20 protein-coding genes are annotated in these 20946 nt (G+C 71.6%); 9 read left to right on the top strand and 11 right to left on the bottom strand.

Annotated features, from left to right (window positions below; all coding sequences use genetic code 11):
• Positions 1–30: 30 nt before the first annotated feature.
• The 3 genes from gdhA to ACF1FZ_RS00925 form a co-directional block, all read right to left on the bottom strand.
• Entirely contained in the window at positions 31–1410 is a 1380-nt protein-coding gene (gene gdhA, locus ACF1FZ_RS00915; RefSeq protein WP_391771247.1) for an NADP-specific glutamate dehydrogenase, read from the bottom strand.
• Positions 1411–2064: 654 nt separating this feature from the next.
• Entirely contained in the window at positions 2065–3336 is a 1272-nt protein-coding gene (locus ACF1FZ_RS00920; protein ID WP_391771248.1) for an Ig-like domain-containing protein, read from the bottom strand.
• Between the two features lie 181 nt (positions 3337–3517).
• Positions 3518–3919, bottom strand: coding sequence for a hypothetical protein (locus tag ACF1FZ_RS00925; protein ID WP_391771249.1), 402 nt, complete (start codon positions 3917–3919; stop codon positions 3518–3520).
• A gap of 108 nt (positions 3920–4027) precedes the next feature.
• Between ACF1FZ_RS00925 and ACF1FZ_RS00930 the strand changes: the two genes are divergently transcribed.
• Positions 4028–4348 carry a hypothetical protein gene (locus ACF1FZ_RS00930; RefSeq protein ID WP_391771250.1) on the top strand — a complete coding sequence of 107 codons (321 nt, stop codon included), beginning with the start codon at positions 4028–4030 and terminating at the stop codon, positions 4346–4348.
• A gap of 55 nt (positions 4349–4403) precedes the next feature.
• Here the strand turns inward: ACF1FZ_RS00930 and hutH are convergent, their stop codons facing one another.
• The 5 genes from hutH to ACF1FZ_RS00955 form a co-directional block, all read right to left on the bottom strand.
• On the bottom strand, positions 4404–5966 hold the full coding sequence (gene hutH, locus ACF1FZ_RS00935; protein ID WP_391771251.1) for a histidine ammonia-lyase: 1563 nt from the start codon (positions 5964–5966) through the stop codon (positions 4404–4406).
• 58 nt (positions 5967–6024) lie between these two features.
• Positions 6025–7191, bottom strand: coding sequence for a diguanylate cyclase domain-containing protein (locus ACF1FZ_RS00940; RefSeq protein WP_391771252.1), 1167 nt, complete (start codon positions 7189–7191; stop codon positions 6025–6027).
• A gap of 73 nt (positions 7192–7264) precedes the next feature.
• The gene (locus tag ACF1FZ_RS00945; protein ID WP_391771253.1) at positions 7265–8077 is read right to left on the bottom strand and encodes an enoyl-CoA hydratase/isomerase family protein; all 813 of its coding nucleotides are present in this window, start codon (positions 8075–8077) and stop codon (positions 7265–7267) included.
• 96 nt (positions 8078–8173) lie between these two features.
• Positions 8174–9364 carry an adenylate/guanylate cyclase domain-containing protein gene (locus ACF1FZ_RS00950; protein ID WP_391771254.1) on the bottom strand — a complete coding sequence of 397 codons (1191 nt, stop codon included), beginning with the start codon at positions 9362–9364 and terminating at the stop codon, positions 8174–8176.
• Between the two features lie 153 nt (positions 9365–9517).
• Positions 9518–10387, bottom strand: coding sequence for a biotin--[acetyl-CoA-carboxylase] ligase (locus ACF1FZ_RS00955; RefSeq protein ID WP_391771255.1), 870 nt, complete (start codon positions 10385–10387; stop codon positions 9518–9520).
• Between the two features lie 174 nt (positions 10388–10561).
• Here ACF1FZ_RS00955 and ACF1FZ_RS00960 point away from each other — a divergent pair, with 174 nt between their 5' ends.
• The 4 genes from ACF1FZ_RS00960 to ACF1FZ_RS00975 all read left to right on the top strand — a co-directional run bounded on the left by ACF1FZ_RS00960 (position 10562) and on the right by ACF1FZ_RS00975 (position 13217).
• Positions 10562–12151, top strand: a complete 1590-nt coding sequence (locus ACF1FZ_RS00960) for an acyl-CoA carboxylase subunit beta (protein WP_391771256.1) — start codon at positions 10562–10564, stop codon at positions 12149–12151.
• 15 nt (positions 12152–12166) lie between these two features.
• Entirely contained in the window at positions 12167–12373 is a 207-nt protein-coding gene (locus ACF1FZ_RS00965; RefSeq protein ID WP_391771257.1) for an acyl-CoA carboxylase epsilon subunit, read from the top strand.
• Positions 12374–12443: 70 nt separating this feature from the next.
• Complete coding sequence (gene mmpB / locus ACF1FZ_RS00970) at positions 12444–12572, top strand: morphogenic membrane protein MmpB (protein WP_391771258.1); 129 nt, start codon at positions 12444–12446, stop codon at positions 12570–12572.
• 33 nt (positions 12573–12605) lie between these two features.
• Entirely contained in the window at positions 12606–13217 is a 612-nt protein-coding gene (locus ACF1FZ_RS00975) for a nucleoside triphosphate pyrophosphatase (protein WP_391771259.1), read from the top strand.
• A 12-nt stretch (positions 13218–13229) separates the two neighbouring features.
• Here the strand turns inward: ACF1FZ_RS00975 and ACF1FZ_RS00980 are convergent, their stop codons facing one another.
• On the bottom strand, positions 13230–13667 hold the full coding sequence (locus tag ACF1FZ_RS00980; protein ID WP_391771785.1) for a hypothetical protein: 438 nt from the start codon (positions 13665–13667) through the stop codon (positions 13230–13232).
• 436 nt (positions 13668–14103) lie between these two features.
• Between ACF1FZ_RS00980 and ACF1FZ_RS00985 the strand changes: the two genes are divergently transcribed.
• Complete coding sequence (locus tag ACF1FZ_RS00985) at positions 14104–15858, top strand: acetyl/propionyl/methylcrotonyl-CoA carboxylase subunit alpha (RefSeq protein WP_391771260.1); 1755 nt, start codon at positions 14104–14106, stop codon at positions 15856–15858.
• An 89-nt stretch (positions 15859–15947) separates the two neighbouring features.
• Complete coding sequence (locus tag ACF1FZ_RS00990) at positions 15948–16568, top strand: TetR/AcrR family transcriptional regulator (protein WP_391771261.1); 621 nt, start codon at positions 15948–15950, stop codon at positions 16566–16568.
• 37 nt (positions 16569–16605) lie between these two features.
• Here ACF1FZ_RS00990 and ACF1FZ_RS00995 read toward each other — a convergent pair whose 3' ends face one another.
• Positions 16606–17577 (bottom strand): DeoR/GlpR family DNA-binding transcription regulator, encoded by a 972-nt coding sequence (locus ACF1FZ_RS00995; RefSeq protein WP_391771262.1) that lies wholly within the window; start codon positions 17575–17577, stop codon positions 16606–16608.
• Positions 17578–17698: 121 nt separating this feature from the next.
• A complete protein-coding gene (locus ACF1FZ_RS01000; RefSeq protein WP_391771263.1) occupies positions 17699–19138 on the bottom strand; it encodes an NAD(P)H-quinone dehydrogenase in 1440 nt (479 codons plus the stop codon).
• 252 nt (positions 19139–19390) lie between these two features.
• Here ACF1FZ_RS01000 and ACF1FZ_RS01005 point away from each other — a divergent pair, with 252 nt between their 5' ends.
• Positions 19391–19828: a gamma-glutamylcyclotransferase gene (locus ACF1FZ_RS01005; RefSeq protein ID WP_325745657.1), complete on the top strand. Its 438-nt coding sequence runs from the start codon at positions 19391–19393 to the stop codon at positions 19826–19828.
• Positions 19829–19933: 105 nt separating this feature from the next.
• A complete protein-coding gene (locus tag ACF1FZ_RS01010; protein WP_391771264.1) occupies positions 19934–20758 on the top strand; it encodes a purine-nucleoside phosphorylase in 825 nt (274 codons plus the stop codon).
• Positions 20759–20946 lie beyond the last annotated feature (188 nt).

The following is a 20946-nucleotide window of genomic DNA, read 5'->3' on the forward strand; positions in this document are numbered from 1 at the left end:
TCGGGGCGCGTCACGCCCCGAGCCCCGGGCTCAGATCAGCCCCTGCGCCAGCATCGCGTCCGCGACGATCTCGAAGCCCGCGATGTTCGCGCCGACCACGTAGTTGCCCGGGCTGCCGTACTTCTCCGCCGTGGTGTGGCAGGAGTCGTGGATGTGGCGCATGATCTGCGCGAGACGCTCCTCCGTGTGGGTGAAGGTCCAGGAGTCTCGGGAGGCGTTCTGCTGCATCTCCAGGGCACTGGTGGCCACGCCGCCCGCGTTGGCCGCCTTGCCGGGGCCGAAGGCGACGCCGGCCTTCTGGAGGACCTGGACGGCCTCGGGGGTGGTGGGCATGTTGGCGCCCTCGGCGACCGCCTTCACCCCGTTGCGTACGAGGGTGAGCGCGTCGGCCTCGTGGAGTTCGTTCTGGGTGGCGCAGGGCAGGGCCACGTCCACGGGGACGTTCCAGACGCCCGCTCCCTCGACGTACCGCGCGTGCGCGCCGCGCCGCTCCGCGTACTCGGAGATCCTGCCGCGGCCCGTCTCCTTGATCTCCTTGAGCAGTGCGAGGTCGATGCCCTTCTCGTCCACGACGTAACCGCCCGAGTCGGAGCAGGTCACCACCGTCGCGCCGAGCTGCTGGGCCTTCTCGACGGCGTAGATGGCCACGTTGCCGGAACCGGACACGGCGATGCGCTGGCCGTCGAGGGACTCGCCGCGCACGCGCAGCATCTCCGCGGTGAACAGGACGCAGCCGTAACCGGTGGCCTCGGTGCGCGCCTGGGCGCCTCCCCAGCCGAGGCCCTTCCCGGTGAGCACGCCGGACTCGTAGCGGTTGGTGATCCGCTTGTACTGGCCGAAGAGGTAACCGATCTCCCGGCCGCCGACGCCGATGTCGCCGGCGGGGACGTCGGTGTATTCGCCCAGGTGACGGTGGAGTTCCGTCATGAACGACTGGCAGAACCGCATGACCTCGGCGTCGGACCGCCCCTTGGGGTCGAAGTCCGCACCGCCCTTGCCGCCGCCGATCGGCATGCCGGTGAGGGCGTTCTTGAAGATCTGCTCGAAGCCGAGGAACTTCACGATGCCGAGGTTGACGGAGGGGTGGAAGCGCAGACCGCCCTTGTACGGACCGAGAGCGCTGGAGAACTCGACGCGGAAGCCGCGGTTGACGTGGATGGCACCGGAGTCGTCCGACCACGGCACGCGGAAGATGAGCTGACGCTCGGGCTCGCAGATCCGCTCGATGATGCGGGCGTCGACGAACTCCGGGCGCTGTGCCAGCACGGGGCCCAGGGTGTCGAGGACCTCGCGCACCGCCTGGTGGAATTCGCCCTCGCCCTGGTTGCGCCGCAGGATCTCCGCGTAGAGCGGCTCGATGACACGGTTCTCGGCGGCGTGCGGGGTGAGGGAGTCGGAACTGGCCGGCATCTGATCAAGACCTTCCGTGGGTGGGATCGTGTGCGTCGGCGCTCCCTGTCCCCGGAGGCGCCACCGGCCCGGGGGGGCCGTTGCACCCGGCAAGTCTCGCAGCGCGGCCCGGCCCTACCGGGACGACATCCACATAGTGACCACATCGGCCGGGCCGGTACGGGTGGTTCTGTCCCCGTACACCCGCTCCCGCTGCGGTGGGCGGGCCGCCCGGCAGCCGGTCGCGGGGGTGGTGCGGGTGGCGAACCTCACAGCCGGAGGAGGGCGGCCGTGAGGTGCGCGCCGGGGCGGACCGGGCCGCCGCGTTCTCCGTCACGGCGCCCCGTCCTCCCGGATGGTCGCCACCCGGGGTGTCTTGCGGGCGGGTGCGCCCCCGGGTGACCCTCACGAAGGCCGCCCGTGCTCCTTCCGCAGAGCCGGTGGCACGGACACAGACCGCGGCGACCTCGTCCTCGGAGCCGGCGGCGGTCTGCGCCGGCTCCGGCGGGATGCAGACGAGGGCAGCCGCCTCACCCCTGTCCGCCGTGGAGACTCCCGCGCTCGTGCGGGCGGCGCCGGAGACGATGACGCCGGGCCCCGCCCGCACACGCCGAAGGCGGCGGTGCCCGGAGGGATCCGGGTGCCGCCGCCTTCGGAGGGGATGGGGCGATGGGGTCAGGCTTCGGAGCCCGCCGTCCACTCCGACCAGCTCATGTTCCAGCCGTTGAGCCCGTTGTCGGGGGTGATGGTCTTGTCCGGGGAGTTCTTGACGATGACCACGTCGCCGATCAGCGAGTTCTCGTAGAACCAGGCGCCGGGGGTGTTCGAGTCGTCGGCACCCTTCGCGTCGGCGAGGCCGATGCATCCGTGGCTGGTGTTGGCGCTGCCGAAGATCGACTTGGCACCCCAGTAGTTGCCGTGGATGAAGGTGCCCGACGTGGACAGCCGCATGGCGTGCGGCACGTCCTTGATGTCGTACTCGCCCTTGCCGTCGTCGTCGGTGAAGCCGACCGTCGAACCGTCCATGCGGGTCTCCTTGAACTTCTCGGAGATCACCATCTGGCCGTTGTAGGTCGGGTTCTCCGTGGAGCCGGCGGAGATCGGGATGGTCTTGACCGTCTTCCCGTCCCGGGTGACGGTCATGGTGTGCGCCTTGGCGTCCACGGTCGAGACCTGGTTGCGGCCGACCTTGAAGGTGACCGTCTTCTGCTGGACGCCGACGACGCCGTCAGCGCCCTCGACACCGTCCAGGGCCAGCTTCAGCGTGACCGTGGAGCCGCCCTGCCAGTAGTCCTCGGGGCGGAGGTCCAGACGCTGGTTGTTGAACCAGTGGCCGACGACCTCCTGGCCGCTGCTCGACGTCACCTTGATGCCGTCCTGGACGGCCTTCTTGTTCGTGATCGCCTTGTTGAAGTTGATCGAGACCGGCATGCCCACGCCGACGGTGGAACCGTCCTCGGGGGTGAAGTTGCCGATGAAGCTGTTCTCGGGCGAGACCGTGGTGAACGAGCTGTTGGCGTGTGCCTCCCGGCCGTCCGAGTCGGTCGCCGTGGCACTGATCCTGTACGTCGTCGAGCGCTCGAGCTGACCGCTGGGCTTCCAGCTGGAGCCGTCCGCCGCGAGGGTGCCCTCGACGGCGTCGCCTGCCGCCGTGGTCATCGTGACCTCGGTGAGCTTGCCCTTGGCGACGGTGACCATCGCGGCGTTGTTGATGCTCGCGTTGGTCGCCCCGTTCTTCGGCGCGATCGTTATCTGCGCCTCGGAGGTGTCCTTGGCCGCCGCTTCGTCCACCTGGGCCTGCGACGCCTTCGAGCTGTCGGACGTCGCACTGCCGCCCGACCCGCCGTCGTCGCTGCAGGCGGAAAGCACCAGTACGCCGCCGAGCAGTGCGGACGCGGCCACGAGGCCCCTGCGCCGCTTGCTGTCCGTCATCACACGCTTCTCCATCGTTGCCGATTCCCCATGATCCCCGGACAGGGTCGCCCGACGGCGATTCCCCGTCAATGTCCCAAGAACACCGCGCCCGGGTCTTCCGTTCCACATCCACCGCGGATGTGGGGAACACCACTCATCGACGCTCCCGGGTCCGCGGCGGTTCCCACCGCCTGTGAGGAGTGCCCGGCGGGCGTCAGCGTTCCGTTTTGCCGCCGCCTTCTTCGTCGTCCGTCTCATTGTCCTCGATCCCGTAGTACCCCTCGTCCCCGTCCTCCCCGGCAGCCCAGTCCTCGGCATCGGGGTCGTAGTCGATCGTCTCGCTGCTCCAGGAGGCCTGGGCGAGCTCGACGCCGGGCACCTGGCTGACCAGATCGAACGGGTCGATCAGTGAGGCGAGGGCTTCCGCTGCGTCTTCCCTGACCGTCTCCTCGGCATGCGTCCGCTCCTCGGCGGACGCGTCGGCGGACGCGCCGGAGGCGGTGAAATCGGCGGCGATGCTTTCCAGCGCGGTACCGGTCAGGGCGTCCGCGTCGCTGATCTCCAGCACCATCTCCACGCGAAGCCGAACAAATGAGGGTGTCTTCGAAGTGCTCATACGCCGGAGCGTAAGGCTCCCGGAAGCTGCGGCTTTCCTCCGACCCGCTGCTTTGCTTAGCATCGGCCCACGGGGCTAACTGATGGTTGTCGCAAGGGGATCGATTCTGTGTCCATCGCTCGTCGCACGCTGCTGACCACCACAGCGGCAGGCACCCTGCTCTGTGCTCTCTGGTTCGTCCCCTCCGCCAACGCGACCGGCGAGACAGAGACGCGGAGCAGTTCCACCGGCTCGTCCGCCGGTTCCCCCGCCGGGGTCCGGCAGGCCTCCGCCACGGGGGACTTCACCTCCGACGACAGACTCGCCGACACCGGGCCGGGCATCGACACGACTCCCTACCTGATCGGCGGCACGGCCTCGCTGTGCGTCGGTGCGGGGTTCGTCGCGTATTCCGTGCGCCGGGACGGCACGCCGGGCACCGGCTTCTGAGGCACGTGAGGGCTGCCGTGTCCCCCGGGGCGCGGCAGCCCTCACGCGTACGGGCTCAGGCCAGCGGCCCGGTCACCGCCTCCACGGCCGCGACCAGCTTCCCGTCCCGTACGAAGGCGTCGGCGGCGGCCAGGTCCGGGGCGAGGAAGCGGTCCGGTCCCGGCCCCTGGACACCGGCGGCCCTCAGTGCCCCGATGACGGCCTGCGAGGCGGGGGCGGGGGTCATCCCCTCCGCCGTGCGCAGCTCGACGGCGCGCGTGGCGGCGTACAGCTCGACGGCCACGATCCGCGCGAGCCCGGTGACGGCTGTACGGAGTTTCCGCGCGGCCGACCATCCCATGGAGACGTGGTCCTCCTGCATCGCGGAGGACGGGATCGAGTCGACGGATGCCGGGACCGCGAGCCGCTTCAGCTCGCTGACCAGTGCGGCCTGGGTGTACTGGGCGATCATCAGCCCCGAGTCGACCCCGGCGTCGTCGGCGAGGAACGGCGGCAGCCCGTGCGAGCGGTTCTTGTCCAGCAGCCGGTCCGTGCGGCGCTCGGTGATCGACCCCAGGTCGGCGGCGACGATCGCCAGGAAGTCGAGGACGTACGCGACGGGCGCGCCGTGGAAGTTGCCGTTGGACTCCACGCGGCCCTCCCCGGGCAGGACGACGGGGTTGTCGACCGCCGAGGCCAGTTCGCGGCCGGCGACAAGGCGGCCGTGCGCGAGGGTGTCGCGCCCCGCGCCGTTGACCTGGGGTGCGCAGCGCACGGAGTAGGCGTCCTGGACGCGGGGGGCGTCGCCTGTGATCTCGGAGTGCCGCCCCGTGAGGCCGGATCCGGCGAGCACCCGCAGCATGTTCTCGGCGGAGACGCCCTGGCCGGGGTGCGGGCGGATGGCGTGCAGCTCCGGGGCGAGGACCCGGTCCGTGCCGAGGAGCGCCTCCAGGGAGAGGGCGGCGGTGATGTCGGCGCTGGTGTAGAGGTTCTTCAGGTCGGCCAGGGCCATCACGAGCATGCCCAGCATGCCGTCGGTGCCGTTGAGGAGGGCGAGGCCCTCCTTCTCGCGCAGCTCGACAGGGGTGATGCCGTGCGCCGCGAGGAGTTCGCCGGCCGGCCTCACGGTGCCGTCGGGGCCCTCCGCGTCTCCTTCGCCCATCAGGGTCAGGGCGCAGTGCGAGAGCGGGGCGAGGTCTCCGGAGCAGCCGAGCGAGCCGTATTCGTGGACGACGGGGGTGATGCCCGCGTTGAGCACGTCGGCCATGGTCTGCGCGACCTCGGGGCGTACTCCGGTGTGTCCGGAGGCGAGCGTCTTCAGCCGCAGGAACATCAGCGCGCGCACGACCTCGCGCTCGACGCGGGGGCCCATGCCGGCGGCATGCGAGCGGACGATGTTGCGCTGCAGCTGTGCCCGCAGACCGGGGCTGATGTGGCGGCTGGCCAGGGCGCCGAAGCCGGTGGAGACGCCGTAGACCGGCTCGGGCTTGGCGGCGAGGGCGTCGACGACCGTCCGCGCGGCGCGGAGCGCCTCGACGGCGGCGGCGGAGAGCTCGACCCGGGCGCCCTGGCGGGCCACGGCGATGACGTCCTCGGCGGTCGTACCGGACGTCCCCACCACGACTGTATGCATATCCATATTCAGAAGCGTACGGACTGAAAGCCGCGATGTCATCAGTGGTCGTGCGGTTGACCCCTTACCGATCGCCGCCGGGCGGGCTTCCCCGCAGCCTGCGGCGGTCATGAGGAGGGCTGGGCGGGGAGTCGGCGAGCCTGATCACGTCGCCGTCGCGCCCCGCGACCACCGGTCTGCGGGAGTGCGCGGCCTTCGCCTGGTACTGGGCGGCGTCCGCCAGGCGGAAGAGCCTGCGCGCGGACGGAACCGGCCCGATGTCGTCGCCCGTGGACGCGACTCCGCAGGCCACCCCGTCACCGGGTTCCAGGGCGAGGGCCCGCGCGCAGAGCTCCTCGGAGACCCGGACCACGTCGTCCGCCGGGGGGCCCACGGTCAGCAGACAGAACTCGTCCCCGCCCAGGCGCGCGGACAGTGCGCCGGGGAGCATCGCGCCGCAGAGCGAGAGCACGGAGCCGAAACGTTCCAGCAGGCGGTCGCCCATGGCGTGGCCGTGCGTGTCGTTGACCTCCTTGAGACCGTTCAGATCGCAGACCACGAGGCTGACGACGGTCCCTTCCGCGCGGTGCAGGTCCACCGCCTCGTCGAGGCGCAGATCGACGGCCCTGCGGTTCGCGAGGCCGGTGAGCGGGTCCGTGAAGGCCAGTTTGCGGACTTCCTCGAGCCGCTCGGTCTGCGCGATCCCCGCCGCGACGACGGCGGCCAGCACGGTCGCGAAGTCCGCGTCGTCCCGGCCGAAGACCGCGGCCCCCGCAGGACGGGCCACGTACAGCTCCCCCCACGCACGCCCGTGCAGCACGATCGGCGCCACCACGCAGCAGCCCCGCCCCCGCCGGCGCAGCGCCGCGACCCGCTGGTGGCAGTACGGGCGGGCGCCCCCGACCGGCGCACCGGCCGCCGGGGCGCCGTCGGCGGTCTCCACCCAGGCGTCGGGCTCGCCGCCGCCAGCCCAGCGCTCGTGCAGGAATTCCGTGATCTCCGGGAACTGGTGCACGGGGTAGGCCTCGGCCTCGGGGAACTCCTCCTCGCTCTCGGCCCGCTCCCCCGCGTTCACCAGCACGCGCAGCCTGCCCTGCTCCCGCTCCCACACGGAGAGGGCCGCGAAGCTGCCCGCCAGCGCCTCGCACGCCCCCGCCGCCGCGGCGCGCCAGGACTCACGCGGGGTGCAGGCCGCCGCCATCGCCTGTGCCAGCGCAACCACGGCGCGCAGCCGCGCATCATCACCGCCCATCGCCCCAGCTTAGGCAGTTTTGTGATGATTCGATCAGTCGGCGGTCCTGATGATCCTCAGTTCGCCTCCCGGCTCACTCGCCGGGCCAGGCGGGCTTCCGCTTCTCGTTGAACGCGGCCACGCCCTCGGCCCGGTCCCCCGAGAAGGCCACGGACCGCCAGGCGGCGTCCTCCACCTCGAGCCCGGCCCGCAGGTCCAGCCCCTGCCCCAGCCGGAGCGCCCGCTTGGCGGCCCTGAGTCCCACCGGTGAGTTCGCCGCGATCCGGCCGCCGACGGCCAGCGCCTCCTCGCGGTCCCGGCCGGCTTCGACCAGTTCGTCGACCAGGCCCAGCTCGCGCGCCTCGGCCGCCTCGACCCGCCGAGCGGTGAACACCAGCTCGGCGGCGCGCGCCGCGCCGACCCGGCGGGGCAGCAGCTGCGTACCGCCGCCGCCCGGGATGACGCCGACGGACACCTCGGGCAGGCCGACCACAGCCGTGCGGTCGGCCACGATCACATCACAGGCCAGCGCGAGCTCGAAGCCGCCGCCGAGGGCGAAACCGTGGACGGCGGCGATGACCGGCATGGGCAGTTCCAGTACGCCGGTGTACGCGGCGCGTGCCGTGGGCCGCTGCCGCACGAGCTCGGCGTCGGTGAAGGAGTTCCGCTCCTTGAGGTCCGCGCCCACGCAGAAGGCGCGCTCATGGCTGGACGTGAGCACGGTCGCCCGCACCTCCCGGTCGGCGCCGAGCGCGGCACAGGCTTCGGCGATGGAGCGCGCCATCGCGGTGCTCACGGCGTTCATCGCCCCGGGCCGGTCGAGCACCAGCTCGGCGACGTGCTCCTGTCCCTCGTGCCGCCGTACGACGACGAAGTCCCCGAACCTCTGCTCGGACGTCACACCCATGACTGCACCCCTCCGGTTAACGAGCGTTACCGGGATCCTAGGGTCTCGCGCCCGGATCAGACCGGGCGCACGGGGTCCGTTGCCCTCTCCGCCCGGTCAGGACGACGGCTTGCCCCGCCTGGCCAGCAGCCACGGCTCCACCACGCCCAGGCCGCGCACCGGCCGCTGCCACATCGGCTGCAGCCCGAAGCGGTACGTCGGCAGGGGTGGCGCCTCGTCCGGGCGGCGGCCCTCCTTCTCCGCCAGCCGGGCGCGCTCGGCCGCCGCCGCGGCCTCCTCGGCCTCCGAGGCGGGGGCGTCGCCGTTCCGGATCAGCTCCGCGGCGAACGCACCGTCGACCAGCACCGCGTCCTTCGGCGCTATCGACGTGAGCCGGCTGGCCAGGTTCACCGTCGTACCGAACACGTCGCCCATGCGCGTGGTGACCGTGCCGAAGGCGATGCCGACCCGCAGTGCGGGCATCGTCGTGTCCTGGGCCATCGCCTCGACCAGCCGGAGCGCTATCTCGCCCGCCGTGCCCGCGTCGTCCGCGGCGAAGAGGACCTCGTCGCCCAGGGTCTTGATGAGCCGCCCGCCGTGCGCCGCGACAAGGTCGGCGGAGGTGGTCTCGAAGGCCTCCACCAGCTCGCCGAGCTCCTCCTCCTCCAGCCGCCGGGTCAGCCGGGTGAAACCGACGAGGTCGGCGAAGCCCACCGCGAGCCGCCGGTCGACCATCTCCTCGTCGTCCCCGGTCTGCACGACCCGGCCCGTGGCGGCGGCCAGCTGGCGCCGCCACACGTACACCAGGAACTCCTGCAGCTCGGGCAGGAGCAGCTCGATGAGCGGGTAGGTGACCTCGGTCCGGGTCATCCCGGCCTCGGGGGGCTCGGTCAGCCCCTCCAGGAAGGAGTCGATCTGCCACTCCGCCAGCCGGGCGGTGGTCTGACCGGTCGACCGGGCCACCTGGATCGCCATCGGCTCGCTGAGCAGCCCGGCCTCCACGAGACCGGCGAGGCGGCGCAGCGCCAGGACGTCCGCCTCGGTGAGCGCCTTGGCCTGCCCGATGTCGGCGAAGCCCATCGCCCGCCAGAAGCGGGACGCCAGATCCATGGAGACCCCGGCGGTCCTGGCCGCCTGGAACGGCGTGTAGCGGCGGTCGGCCCCCAGGATCAAGGCCTCCAGCCGGATGGCGAGCGGGTCGTCGGTCGGCTCGGCCGTGTGGTCGACCTCGTGATGCGGTGTCGAGTGGACCGACTGCCCCGACGAGGGATCCGCGCCGTCGTCGGAGTTCGTGTCGTCGACGGTCACCGGCCGCCTCCTGCCCGTTCCCTGCGCACTACCCTGCCGATCTGTCGCTGGATCGCCTCAACGATACGGCAGGTGTGCCCTGGCTCACGTCCCCGGTCGCACCGTGCCGGGTCCGTCATACGTGACATCACCCGTATGTGCACAAGCACCGGATCAGGTGAGCCCTCCTTCCTCCCCGCGCAGGTGGACGATGTCGCCGGCCGACACGGGCTCCTGGAGACCGGCGCCCGTGGCCAGCACGAGCCGCCCGTCGCCGTCGATGGCGACGGCCTCGCCGACGACGGACCGGTCGCCCGGCAGCTCGGCCCGCACCGTCCGGTCGAGCGTGGCGCAGCCCGCCGCGTAGGCCGCCTGGAGTCCGCTGTCGGCGGCGTCACCGCCTGCGTCGCGCCATTGCCCGTACCACTGTTCGAATGAACGCAGGACGGCCCGGAGCAAGGTCTCGCGGTCGGTGGAGACGGCTCCCGCGAGTGCCAGCGAACCGGCGTGCGGAGCGGGCAGCTCGGCCGCGCGCAGCGACACGTTGAGCCCGAGGCCGACGACGACGCCGTCCCCGGCGCGCTCCGCGAGGATGCCGCCGGTCTTGCGCTCCGTGCCACCGACGGTCACCAGGAGGTCGTTGGGCCATTTCAGTGCCATGTCGACGCCTGCCGACTGCGCGAGTCCCGTGGCGGCGGCGACACCTGCCAGCAGCGGCAGCCATCCCCAGCGTTCGGCGGGTACGCCGCCGGGGGTCAGGTAGACGGAAAAGAAGAGGCCCGAGCGGGGCGGGGCCGTCCAGCTCCGGTCGAGCCGCCCGCGGCCGGCGGTCTGCTCCTCGGCGACCAGCACCGTCCCTTCCGCCAGCCCCCCGCCGGCGGCCCGTGCCGCGAGGTCGGTGTTGGTGGAGCCTGTCGCGTCCACGACGTCGAGCGCGGTCCACAGGCCGCCGGGCCTCAGCAGCCCGCGGCGCAGCGCGGTGACGTTCAGGGGTGGCCTGTCGAGGTCCGACCAGCGGTTGTGCGGCGCATCGGGAGGTGTCATGCAACCCACATTAGGTGTGGCCAACGACGCACTGCCGAACCGTGTGCGCGCCGATACGCTACGGATCAGTAGCCGAATCCGCCGACGGGCGATCCGCCGTCGAGCACGTACGGGTCCAGCACCTCGACTGGATGTACCAGCCGTCCCCGTGAACAGGCAGGGAGCCGCCACCCGATGTCCGAGCCGCAGAGCGACATCCACACCACCGCGGGCAAGATCGCGGACCTGCAGCGCCGTATCGAAGAGGCCACACACGCAGGTTCCGCCCGTGCCGTCGAGAAGCAGCACGCCAAGGGCAAGTTGACCGCCCGCGAGCGGGTCGAGCTCCTGCTCGACGAAGGTTCCTTCGTGGAGCTCGACGAGTTCGCACGGCACCGGTCCACCAATTTCGGGATCGAGAAGAACCGCCCTTACGGGGACGGGGTCGTCACCGGTTACGGCACGGTCGACGGCCGTCCCGTCTGCGTGTACTCGCAGGACTTCACCATCTTCGGCGGCTCGCTCGGCGAGGTCTACGGTGAGAAGATCGTCAAGGTCATGGACTTCGCCCTGAAGACGGGCTGTCCGGTCATCGGCATCAACGACGGCGGCGGCGCGCGCATCCAGGAGGGTGTCGTCGCCCTCGGACTGTTCGCCGAGATCTTCCGCCGCAACGTGCACGCCTCCGGTGTCGTCCCGCAGATCTCCCTGATCGTCGGGCCGTGCGCGGGCGGCGCGGTCTACTCCCCCGCGATCACCGACTTCACGGTCATGGTCGACCAGACCTCGCACATGTTCATCACCGGACCGGACGTCATCAAGACGGTCACCGGTGAGGACGTCGGCTTCGAGGAGCTGGGCGGAGCCCGCACGCACAACACCACGTCGGGTGTGGCCCACCACATGGCGGGCGACGAGAAGGACGCCATCGAGTACGTCAAGTCCCTGCTGTCCTACCTCCCGTCGAACAACCTCTCCGAGGCCCCGGCCTTCCCGGAGGAAGCGGACCTGGGGACCACGGACGAGGACCGCGAGCTCGACACCCTCATCCCGGACTCGGCAAACCAGCCCTACGACATGCACACCGCCATCGAGCACGTACTCGACGACGGCGAATTCCTGGAGACCCAGGCCCTGTTCGCGCCGAACATCATCACCGGCTTCGGGCGCGTCGAGGGCTACCCGGTCGGCATCGTCGCCAACCAGCCGATGCAGTTCGCCGGCTGCCTGGACATCGACGCGAGCGAGAAGGCCGCCCGCTTCGTCCGTACCTGCGACGCGTTCAACGTGCCGGTCCTCACCTTCGTCGACGTCCCCGGCTTCCTGCCCGGCGTCGACCAGGAGTACGGCGGCATCATCCGCCGCGGCGCCAAGCTCATCTACGCCTACGCCGAGGCGACCGTCCCGCTGATCACGGTGATCACGCGCAAGGCGTTCGGCGGGGCGTACGACGTGATGGGGTCCAAGCACCTGGGCGCCGACCTGAACCTCGCCTGGCCGACCGCGCAGATCGCCGTGATGGGCGCGCAGGGCGCGGTGAACATCCTGCACCGCCGCACGATCGCCGCAGTCACGGACCCCGGCGAGCGCGACGCCACGCGCGCCGAGCTGATGGCCGACTACGAGGACGCGCTCCTCAACCCGTACGTCGCGGCCGAGCGCGGCTACGTCGACGCGGTGATCATGCCGTCCGACACCCGCGCGCACCTCGTGAAGGGCCTGCGCCAGCTCCGTACGAAGCGCGAGTCGCTGCCGCCGAAGAAGCACGGCAACATCCCCCTCTGACCACCAGGAGCCACCATGATCAAGGTCGTACGGGGCAATCCGACCCCGGAGGAGCTCGCCGCGGCCCTCGCCGTGGTCCGGGCGCGCGCGGCGGCGGTGGCCGCGGTGCCGTCCGGCGCCCCGCTGCCGCCCGAACAGTGGTCCGACCCGGGGCGGATCGCCCGCCGGGGCGCGCTCCGGCCGGGGCCCCGGTCCTGGGCACGGACGTACTGGCCCTCCTGAGGGCGGGCCGAGCGGCGCCTGAGTACGCGTACTCAGGCGCCGCAGGCGTGTCCGGAGCACCATCGGGACCATGCTGTGGTCCGACCCCGAGAACAAGCCGCCGAAAGAACTGCGCGACGCCCAGGACATGATGCGCCGCACGGGGCTGCTGCTCGCGCTGGCCATGGTGGTGGCGATGTTCGTCCTGGGCACCCGCTGAGGCCCCGGCCCCCATGCGCCGGCCTGTCCTACGATGGCGGCCATGACTGCTCAGCGCCGCCTCGTGCTCGCCTCCGCCTCCCCTGCCCGTCTCGGTCTCCTGCGTCAGGCGGGTCTCGCCCCCGAGGTGATCGTCAGCGGTGTGGACGAGGACGCGATCACCGCTCCGACCCCGGGTGAGCTGGCGCTCGTCCTGGCCGAGGCGAAGGCCGCCGCGGTGGCGGCCCGCCCCGAGGCCGCGGGCGCCCTCGTCATCGGCTGCGACTCGGTGCTGGAGCTGGACGGCGAGGCGCTCGGCAAACCGGCTGACGGCGAGGAGGCCACCGCACGCTGGAAGTCCATGCGCGGCCGGTCGGGAATCCTGCAGACGGGACACAGCGTCATCGACACGGCCACCGGCCGTACGGTGTCGGCGACCGCGTCCACCGTCGTCAGGTTCGGCGAGCCCACGGACGCCGAGGTGGCGGCCTACGTCGCTTCGGGTGAACCCCTCCACGTCGCCGGGGCGTTCACCCTGGACGGCCGCTCGGCGCCCTTCGTCGAGGCGATCGAGGGCAGTCACGGCAACGTCATCGGCCTCTCCCTGCCGCTGCTGCGCCGTCTGCTCGGGGAACTGGGCGTCTCCGTCACCGACTTGTGGGTCTGAGCGGCGGCAGCGTCACACCGCCGCCGGAGCTTCCCGCGCACCGGCCCTGCCCGCTTCCGGCCCAGACCGCTCGAACGCCACGAGGGTCAGCACGATCAGGCCGAGGACGGCCATCAGGAACGCGAAGGCCCCCCAGCCGACGAGACCCACCGCCAGCGCGCCCAGCACCCCGTGGACGACCGCGCACGCGATGAGGGCGATCCTGGCGAAGCGCCCCGGGGCGCGGTCGCGCAGGCCGGCCAGGAGCGGTATCAGCCCGCAGAGCAGCAGCAGCGCGCCGAAGACGCCTCCCATCACCCAGGTCCCGGTGACCATGGTGTCCGGGTCCATCCCGGCCAGGGACATGCTCTGGTTGCCCGCGACCGTGGCGAGGACGCCGTTGAGGACCACGATGCCCACGGCTTCGACGAACAGAACGATCGCGGTCGTGAAGGCCACTGGTCTGCGCACCACGGCGCCACCCCCTGTTACCTGTAGTAAGACCGGTACAGCGCGGACCCTACAGGGGGGCGCCCCCCGCTCGTCAGGGGTCCGGGAGGCGGTAATCGCTCCGGACGGGAGTTCGCGCACACCCCGCGCCGATATCACGGCCCCGTGCCCCGCTCCGCGCCGCCGCCCCGCGACCGCGGCAAAGATTCCTTCGCCCGTTCGTAGGGAGTCCACAAAGAAACGCCGCACCGCGTTGACCGTACGAACAGAGACTTGAGCCACACTTCGTGGCTACTGTGCGGTTGAGGAACCCGGCGTACCGTGGTGCGACAAGGGATTTCGCGACCCGAGCAAGCCTCGGATCACACTCCGTGTGGGCAAGTTCACTATTGGGGACGGGTCGTACGGCCGTGTCGGTAGTCCCTAAACTCAGCTTGTTCTCAAGGAGGGAGTCATCGTGCGCAAGGTGCTCATCGCCAACCGTGGCGAAATCGCTGTCCGTGTGGCCCGGGCTTGCCGGGATGCCGGAATCGCGAGCGTAGCCGTCTACGCCGATCCGGACCGGGATGCTCTGCATGTGCGCGCGGCAGACGAGGCGTTCGCTCTGGGCGGTGACACCCCGGCCGCCAGCTATCTGGACATGGCCAAGGTGCTCCAGGCTGCCAAGGACTCGGGGGCGGACGCGATCCACCCCGGTTACGGCTTCCTCTCGGAGAACGCGGAGTTCGCCCAGGCCGTCCTGGACGCGGGTCTGACGTGGATCGGGCCGCCGCCGCAGGCGATCCGGGACCTCGGCGACAAGGTCGCCGCCCGGCACATCGCCCAGCGTGCGGGCGCCCCGCTGGTGGCCGGCACGCCCGACCCGGTGAGCGGCTCGGCCGAGGTCGTGGAGTTCGCCGAGAAGAACGGCCTGCCGATCGCGATCAAGGCGGCCTTCGGCGGCGGCGGGCGCGGTCTGAAGGTGGCCCGCACCCTTCAGGAGATCCCCGAGCTGTACGACTCCGCGGTCCGTGAGGCCGTCGCGGCCTTCGGTCGCGGCGAGTGCTTCGTCGAGCGCTACCTCGACAAGCCGCGCCACGTCGAGACCCAGTGCCTGGCCGACACCCACGGCAACGTCGTGGTCGTCTCCACCCGTGACTGCTCGCTGCAGCGCCGCCACCAGAAGCTGGTAGAGGAAGCCCCCGCCCCCTTCCTGACCGAGGCACAGAACGCCGAGCTGTACGCGGCGTCCAAGGCCATCCTCAAGGAAGCCGGCTACGTCGGCGCCGGCACCGTGGAGTTCCTCGTCGGCCTGGACGGCACCATCTCCTTCCTCGAGGTCAACACCCGCCTCCAGGTCGAGCACCCGGTCACCGAGGAGGTCACCGGCCTCGACCTCGTGCGCGAGATGTTCCGCATCGCCGACGGCGAGGAGCTCGGTTACGGCGACCCCGCCGTGCGCGGGCACTCCTTCGAGTTCCGGATCAACGGCGAGGACCCGGGCCGCGGCTTCCTGCCCGCCCCCGGCACCGTCACCCTGTTCGCCCCGCCCACCGGCCCCGGCGTCCGCCTGGACGCGGGCGTGGAGACCGGCAGCGTCATCGGCCCCGCGTGGGACTCCCTGCTCGCCAAACTGATCGTCACCGGCGCCACCCGCGAACAGGCCCTCCAGCGCGCCGCACGCGCGCTCGCCGAGTTCCAGGTCGAGGGCATGGCCACCGCCATCCCCTTCCACCGCGCGGTCGTCGCCGACCCCGCGTTCACCTCCGACCCCTTCCAGGTCCACACCCGCTGGATCGAGACCGAGTTCGTCAACGAGATCAAGCCGTTCACGGTCCCCGCGGAACAGGACGCCGACGAGGAGTCCGGTCGTGAGACCGTCGTCGTCGAGGTCGGCGGCAAGCGCCTGGAGGTCTCCCTGCCCTCCTCGCTCGGCATGAGCCTGGCGCGTACGGGCCTGGCGGCCGGCGCGAAGCCCAAGCGCCGCGCGGCGAAGAAGGCCGGTTCCGCGGCCTCCGGCGACACCCTGGCCTCCCCGATGCAGGGCACGATCGTCAAGATCGCCGTCGAGGAGGGCCAGGAGGTCAAGGAGGGCGACCTCATCGTCGTCCTCGAAGCCATGAAGATGGAACAGCCCCTCAACGCCCACCGCTCCGGCACGGTGAAGGGCCTGGCGGCGGAGGTCGGCACATCGGTGTCCTCCGGCGCCATGATCTGCGAGATCAAGGACTGAGTGCACGTTCTCCTCACCGGGGGCCCGGCATGTGCCGGGCCCCCGGTGGCATCCTTGGGACGCGGAGCGGACACCAGGAGGAGGCGGCGATGGCGATGAGTACGGCACCGACACCGGCCCGGCCGATGCGCGCCGACGCGCGCCGCAACCACGACCGGCTGCTGTGCGAGGCGCGTGCGTCCTTCGCCGCTCAGGGCACCGATGCCTCACTGGAGGACATCGCCCGGCGGGCGGGGGTCGGGATCGGCACGCTCTACCGGCACTTCCCGAACCGGCAGGCCCTGATGAACGCGGTGTTCCAGGAGGCCCTGACCGCACTGCTCGCCCGCTCCCGCGAGCTCGCGCAGGCGGACCAGCCGTGCACCGCGCTGGTGGAGTGGCTGGGCGCGATCGTCACCCATGCGGGTGAGTACCGGGGCCTGGCGCGGGCACTCATGTCGGCTTCGGGGGACGAGTCCTCGGCCCTGACGTCATGTCATGTCCCGCTGCGTCAGGCAGGGGCGCGACTGCTGGCCCGGGCGCAGACGAGCGGCTCGGTGCGGACGGATGTGTCGATCGACGACCTGCTGCAGCTGACGAACGCGATCGCGCTGGCCGCGGAGCAGACCCCGACCGACCCCGCGCTGGCCGACCGCCTGCTGCGACTGACGCTCCGTGGTGTGAAGGCCGACCCGGCCGACGGCGCGCCGTCGGGCCCGGCCATCGGCTGACGGCTTCCACCCCGGCCCCTCGCCGGGGCCCGCTCCCCTACCGGCGCCGTAGGTCCGCGACACGCCCCGCCGGCCCCTCCACCAGCGCGGCCGTGCTCCGCAGCTGCGGGCCACCGGGCACCCCGGGCCCTCCGTGACCGCCCTGCGTGCGCCGCTGGCCCGGCAGCGGCATCTCCTGCCGTGTCTGCCGGCCCGGAGGCGGGGTGTCACCGGCCGCGGCCTCCGTGCCGGGCCCGGCCACCGTGATCGCCACGCCCTGGTCGGCGAGGGCCTGCAGCTCTGTGGCCGCACGCTCGTCGTGGACCGTCGGCTCGTCCGTCACCAGACGGGTGATCAAGTCCGTGGGCACCGTCTGGAACATGGTGTCGGAGCCGAGCTTCGTGTGGTCCGCCAGGACCACCACCTCGGTCGCGGCCTGCACCAGTGCCCGGTCCACGCTCGCCGAGAGCATGTTGGACGTGGACAGACCGCGCTCCGCGGTGAGACCGCTCCCGGACAGGAAGGCACGGCTCACCCGCAGCCCCTGGAGGGACTGCTCGGCACCGCTGCCGACGAGCGCGTAGTTGCTCCCGCGCAGGGTGCCGCCCGTCATCACCACTTCCACCCGGTTGGCGTGGGCCAGCGCCTGGGCGACCAGCAGCGAATTGGTGACCACGGTCAGGCCGGGCACCCGCGCGAGCCGGCGGGCCAGCTCCTGCGTGGTCGTTCCGGCGCCGACCACGATGGCCTCGCCCTCACCGACCAGGCCGGCCGCCAGATCGGCGATGGCCGTCTTCTCCGCGGTGGAGAGGTGGGATTTCTGCGGAAAGCCGGACTCCCGCGTGAGACCGCCCGGCAAGACCGCACCGCCGTGCCGGCGGTCGAGGAGTCCTTCTGCCTCCAGTGCCCGCACGTCCCGCCGTACGGTCACTTCGGAGGTCTGGACGACGCGGGCGAGCTCACGGAGCGATACCGCCCCGTTGGCGCGCACCATTTCGAGGATCAATTGACGACGTTCTGCAGCGAACACGAAACTGACAGTAACGTGGCCGTGCGTTGCTTTTCAGCAGTTTGCGCCGAATAAGGGAAGTTGCGCACAGGCGGGACCCCCTAGTGGTATAGAGGCCCCGTCTGTGTACGAACGACCGGTGTCACGCCCCGTCCGCGCTCTTACGGGTGTGCAACTGCCGGGCCACTTCGGCGATCGAGCCGGACAGCGACGGGTACACGGTGAACGCGTTGGCGATCTGTTCCACCGTCAGGTTGTTGTCGACGGCGAGCGAGATCGGGTGGATCAGCTCGCTGGCCCTGGGTGCGACGACACAGCCTCCGACCACGATCCCGGTGCCGGGCCGGCAGAAGATCTTGACGAACCCGTCCCGGATGCCCTGCATCTTGGCGCGCGGGTTGCGCAGCAGCGGCAGCTTCACGACGCGGGCGTCGATCTTGCCGGAGTCGACATCGGCCTGGGTGTAACCGACGGTGGCGATCTCGGGGTCGGTGAACACGTTGGCGGAGACCGTCTTCAGGTCCAGCGGCGCCACCGCGTCACCGAGGAAGTGGTACATCGCGATCCGGCCCTGCATCGCCGCGACCGAGGCCAGGGCGAAGACCCCGGTGACGTCACCGGCCGCGTACACACCGGGGGCGCTGGTGCGGGACACCCGGTCGGTCCGGATGTGCCCGGACTCCTTGAGCTGGACCCCCGACTCCTCCAGGCCCATGCCCGCGGTGTTGGGGATCGCGCCGACCGCCATCAGGCAGTGCGTGCCGGAGATGACGCGGCCGTCGGACAGCGTGACCTCGACATGGTCACCGACGCGCTTGGCGGACTGGGCGCGGGAGCGGGCCATGACGTTCATGCCGCGGCGCCGGAAGACGTCCTCCAGGACGGCGGCGGCGTCCGGGTCCTCGCCGGGGAGCACCCGGTCACGGGAGGAGACGAGCGTGACGCGCGAGCCGAGGGCCTGGTAGGCGCCGGCGAACTCGGCGCCGGTGACGCCCGAGCCGACCACGATGAGCTCCTCGGGGAGCTCGTCGAGGTCGTAGACCTGGGTCCAGTTCAGGATGCGCTCACCGTCGGGCTGGGCGTCCGGGATCTCCCGGGGGTGGCCACCGGTCGCGATCAGCACGGCGTCGGCGGTGAGCCGCTCCTCGGTGCCGTCCGCGGCGGTCACCACGACCTGACGCGACCCGTCGGCGGCCTGGAGGCCCTCCAGCCGGCCCCGGCCGCGCATGACCCGGGCGCCCGTGCGGGTCACGGAGGCGGTGATGTCGTGGGACTGGGCGAGCGCGAGACGCTTGACCCGCCGGTTGACCTTGCCGAGGTCGACACCGACCACCCGGGCGGCCTGCTCGACGTGCGGGGTGTCGTCGGCGACGATGATGCCGAGTTCCTCGTAGGAGGAGTCGAAGGTGGTCATCACCTCGGCCGTCGCGATCAGGGTCTTGGAGGGCACGCAGTCGGTGAGGACCGACGCGCCGCCGAGGCCGTCGCAGTCGACGACGGTCACCTCCGCGCCGAGCTGGGCGCCGACCAGTGCCGCCTCGTAGCCGCCGGGGCCGCCGCCGATGATCACGATCCGGGTCACGAAAAGTCCGCCTCGCGTGGTGTCATCCCACGGCCGTCTGCCGCCCCGGCCGGGGGTCCGGGGGATCGCCCCGGGGAATGCAGTACGTAATTCATTGTCCCGCACGCGCCAAGCGGCTTCGCCCCGGGGCCCTCCATACGGGAACGGACCAGGCCGGGGCACGGCCCCCGGCCCCCGCCGGACCGTTCGCGACCGGGCCCTTCCTCTCCGGTAACCGGCACGTCCCCCATCGCCTCCCGTACCCTCGACCCCATGTCGCTCTACGCCGCATACGCCGGCAACCTCGACGCGCGGCTGATGACGCGCCGCGCACCGCACTCCCCGCTGCGCGGCACGGGCTGGCTCAACGGCTGGCGGCTGACGTTCGGCGGGGAACAGATGGGCTGGGAGGGTGCGCTGGCCACGGTGGTGGAGGCACCCCGCTCGCAGGTGTTCGTCGCGCTGTACGACCTGGCTCCGATGGACGAGGACTCCATGGACCGCTGGGAGGGTGTCGGCCTGGACGTCTACCGGCGCATGCGGGTGCGCGTGCACACGCTGGACGGCGAGGAGCCGGCCTGGATGTACGTCCTCAACGGCTACGAGGGCGGGCTGCCCTCGGCCCGCTACCTGGGCGAGGTGGCGGACGCCGCCGAGTCCGCGGGCGCGCCGCACGACTACGTGATGAACCTCCGCAAACGCCCCTGCTGAGCCACGCCCTCCGGGACCCTTCTGTACGAACGTACGAATACGACCGGCCAGTCTCTGCGCGGCCACATCTACGCGCGTAGGGAATCAGCGGTTACCCTCGTCCGCGTGAACGCATCTCTTATTCCGGACCACATCCAGGGCGACCCCCACGCCGCCGCTGCCGACGCCGCCGCCCGCCTGCGCGAGCTGACCGGCGCCGAGACCCACGACGTCGCTCTCGTGATGGGCTCCGGGTGGGCCCCCGCCGGCGCCGCGCTCGGCATCCCGGAGGCCGAGTTCCCGGTCACCGCCCTGCCCGGATTCCCGGCCCCGGCGGTGGAGGGCCACGGTGGCACGATCCGCTCGTACCGGATCGGGGAGAAGCGGGTCCTGGTCTTCCTGGGCCGCACGCACCACTACGAGGGCCGCGGCGTCGCCGCCGTCGCGCACGGCGTCCGCACGGCCGTCTCCGCGGGCTGCGGGACCATCGTCCTGACCAACGGGTGCGGCGGTCTGCGCGAGGGCATGCGCCCGGGTCAGCCGGTCCTGATCAGCGACCACATCAACCTCACGGCCACCTCGCCGATCGTGGGGGCGAACTTCGTCGATCTGACCGACCTGTACTCGCCGCGGCTGCGCGCCCTGTGCAAGGAGATCGACGAGACGCTCGAAGAGGGTGTCTACGTGCAGTTCCCCGGCCCGCACTACGAGACCCCGGCCGAGATCAACATGGTCCGCGTCATGGGCGGCGACCTGGTCGGCATGTCCACGGTCCTGGAGGCCATCGCGGCGCGTGAGGCGGGTGCGGAGGTGCTGGGCATCTCCCTGGTCACGAACCTCGCCGCGGGCCTGAGCGGCGAACCCCTCAACCACGAGGAAGTCCTCCAGGCCGGCCGCGACTCGGCCACCCGCATGGGCGCGCTGCTGGCGCGGGTGCTGGACCGGATCTAGCGGGGGCTCCACCCCGCACCCCCGCTCCTCGAACGCCGGAGGGGCTTGATCCCGCCCGGCTCGGCTTTCGTCTCCATCCCGCGATCCCAGCCCCGCCGGCGTGTGGGGCGGCCCGGCCCTGAGGCACAGGGCGACCACATCCAGCCCCGTCGGCGTTCGAGGCGCGGAGCCCCGGGGCCAGATCCCCG

It is taken from the genome of Streptomyces sp. NPDC014623, assembly GCF_043088245.1.
Classification (GTDB): domain Bacteria; phylum Actinomycetota; class Actinomycetes; order Streptomycetales; family Streptomycetaceae; genus Streptomyces.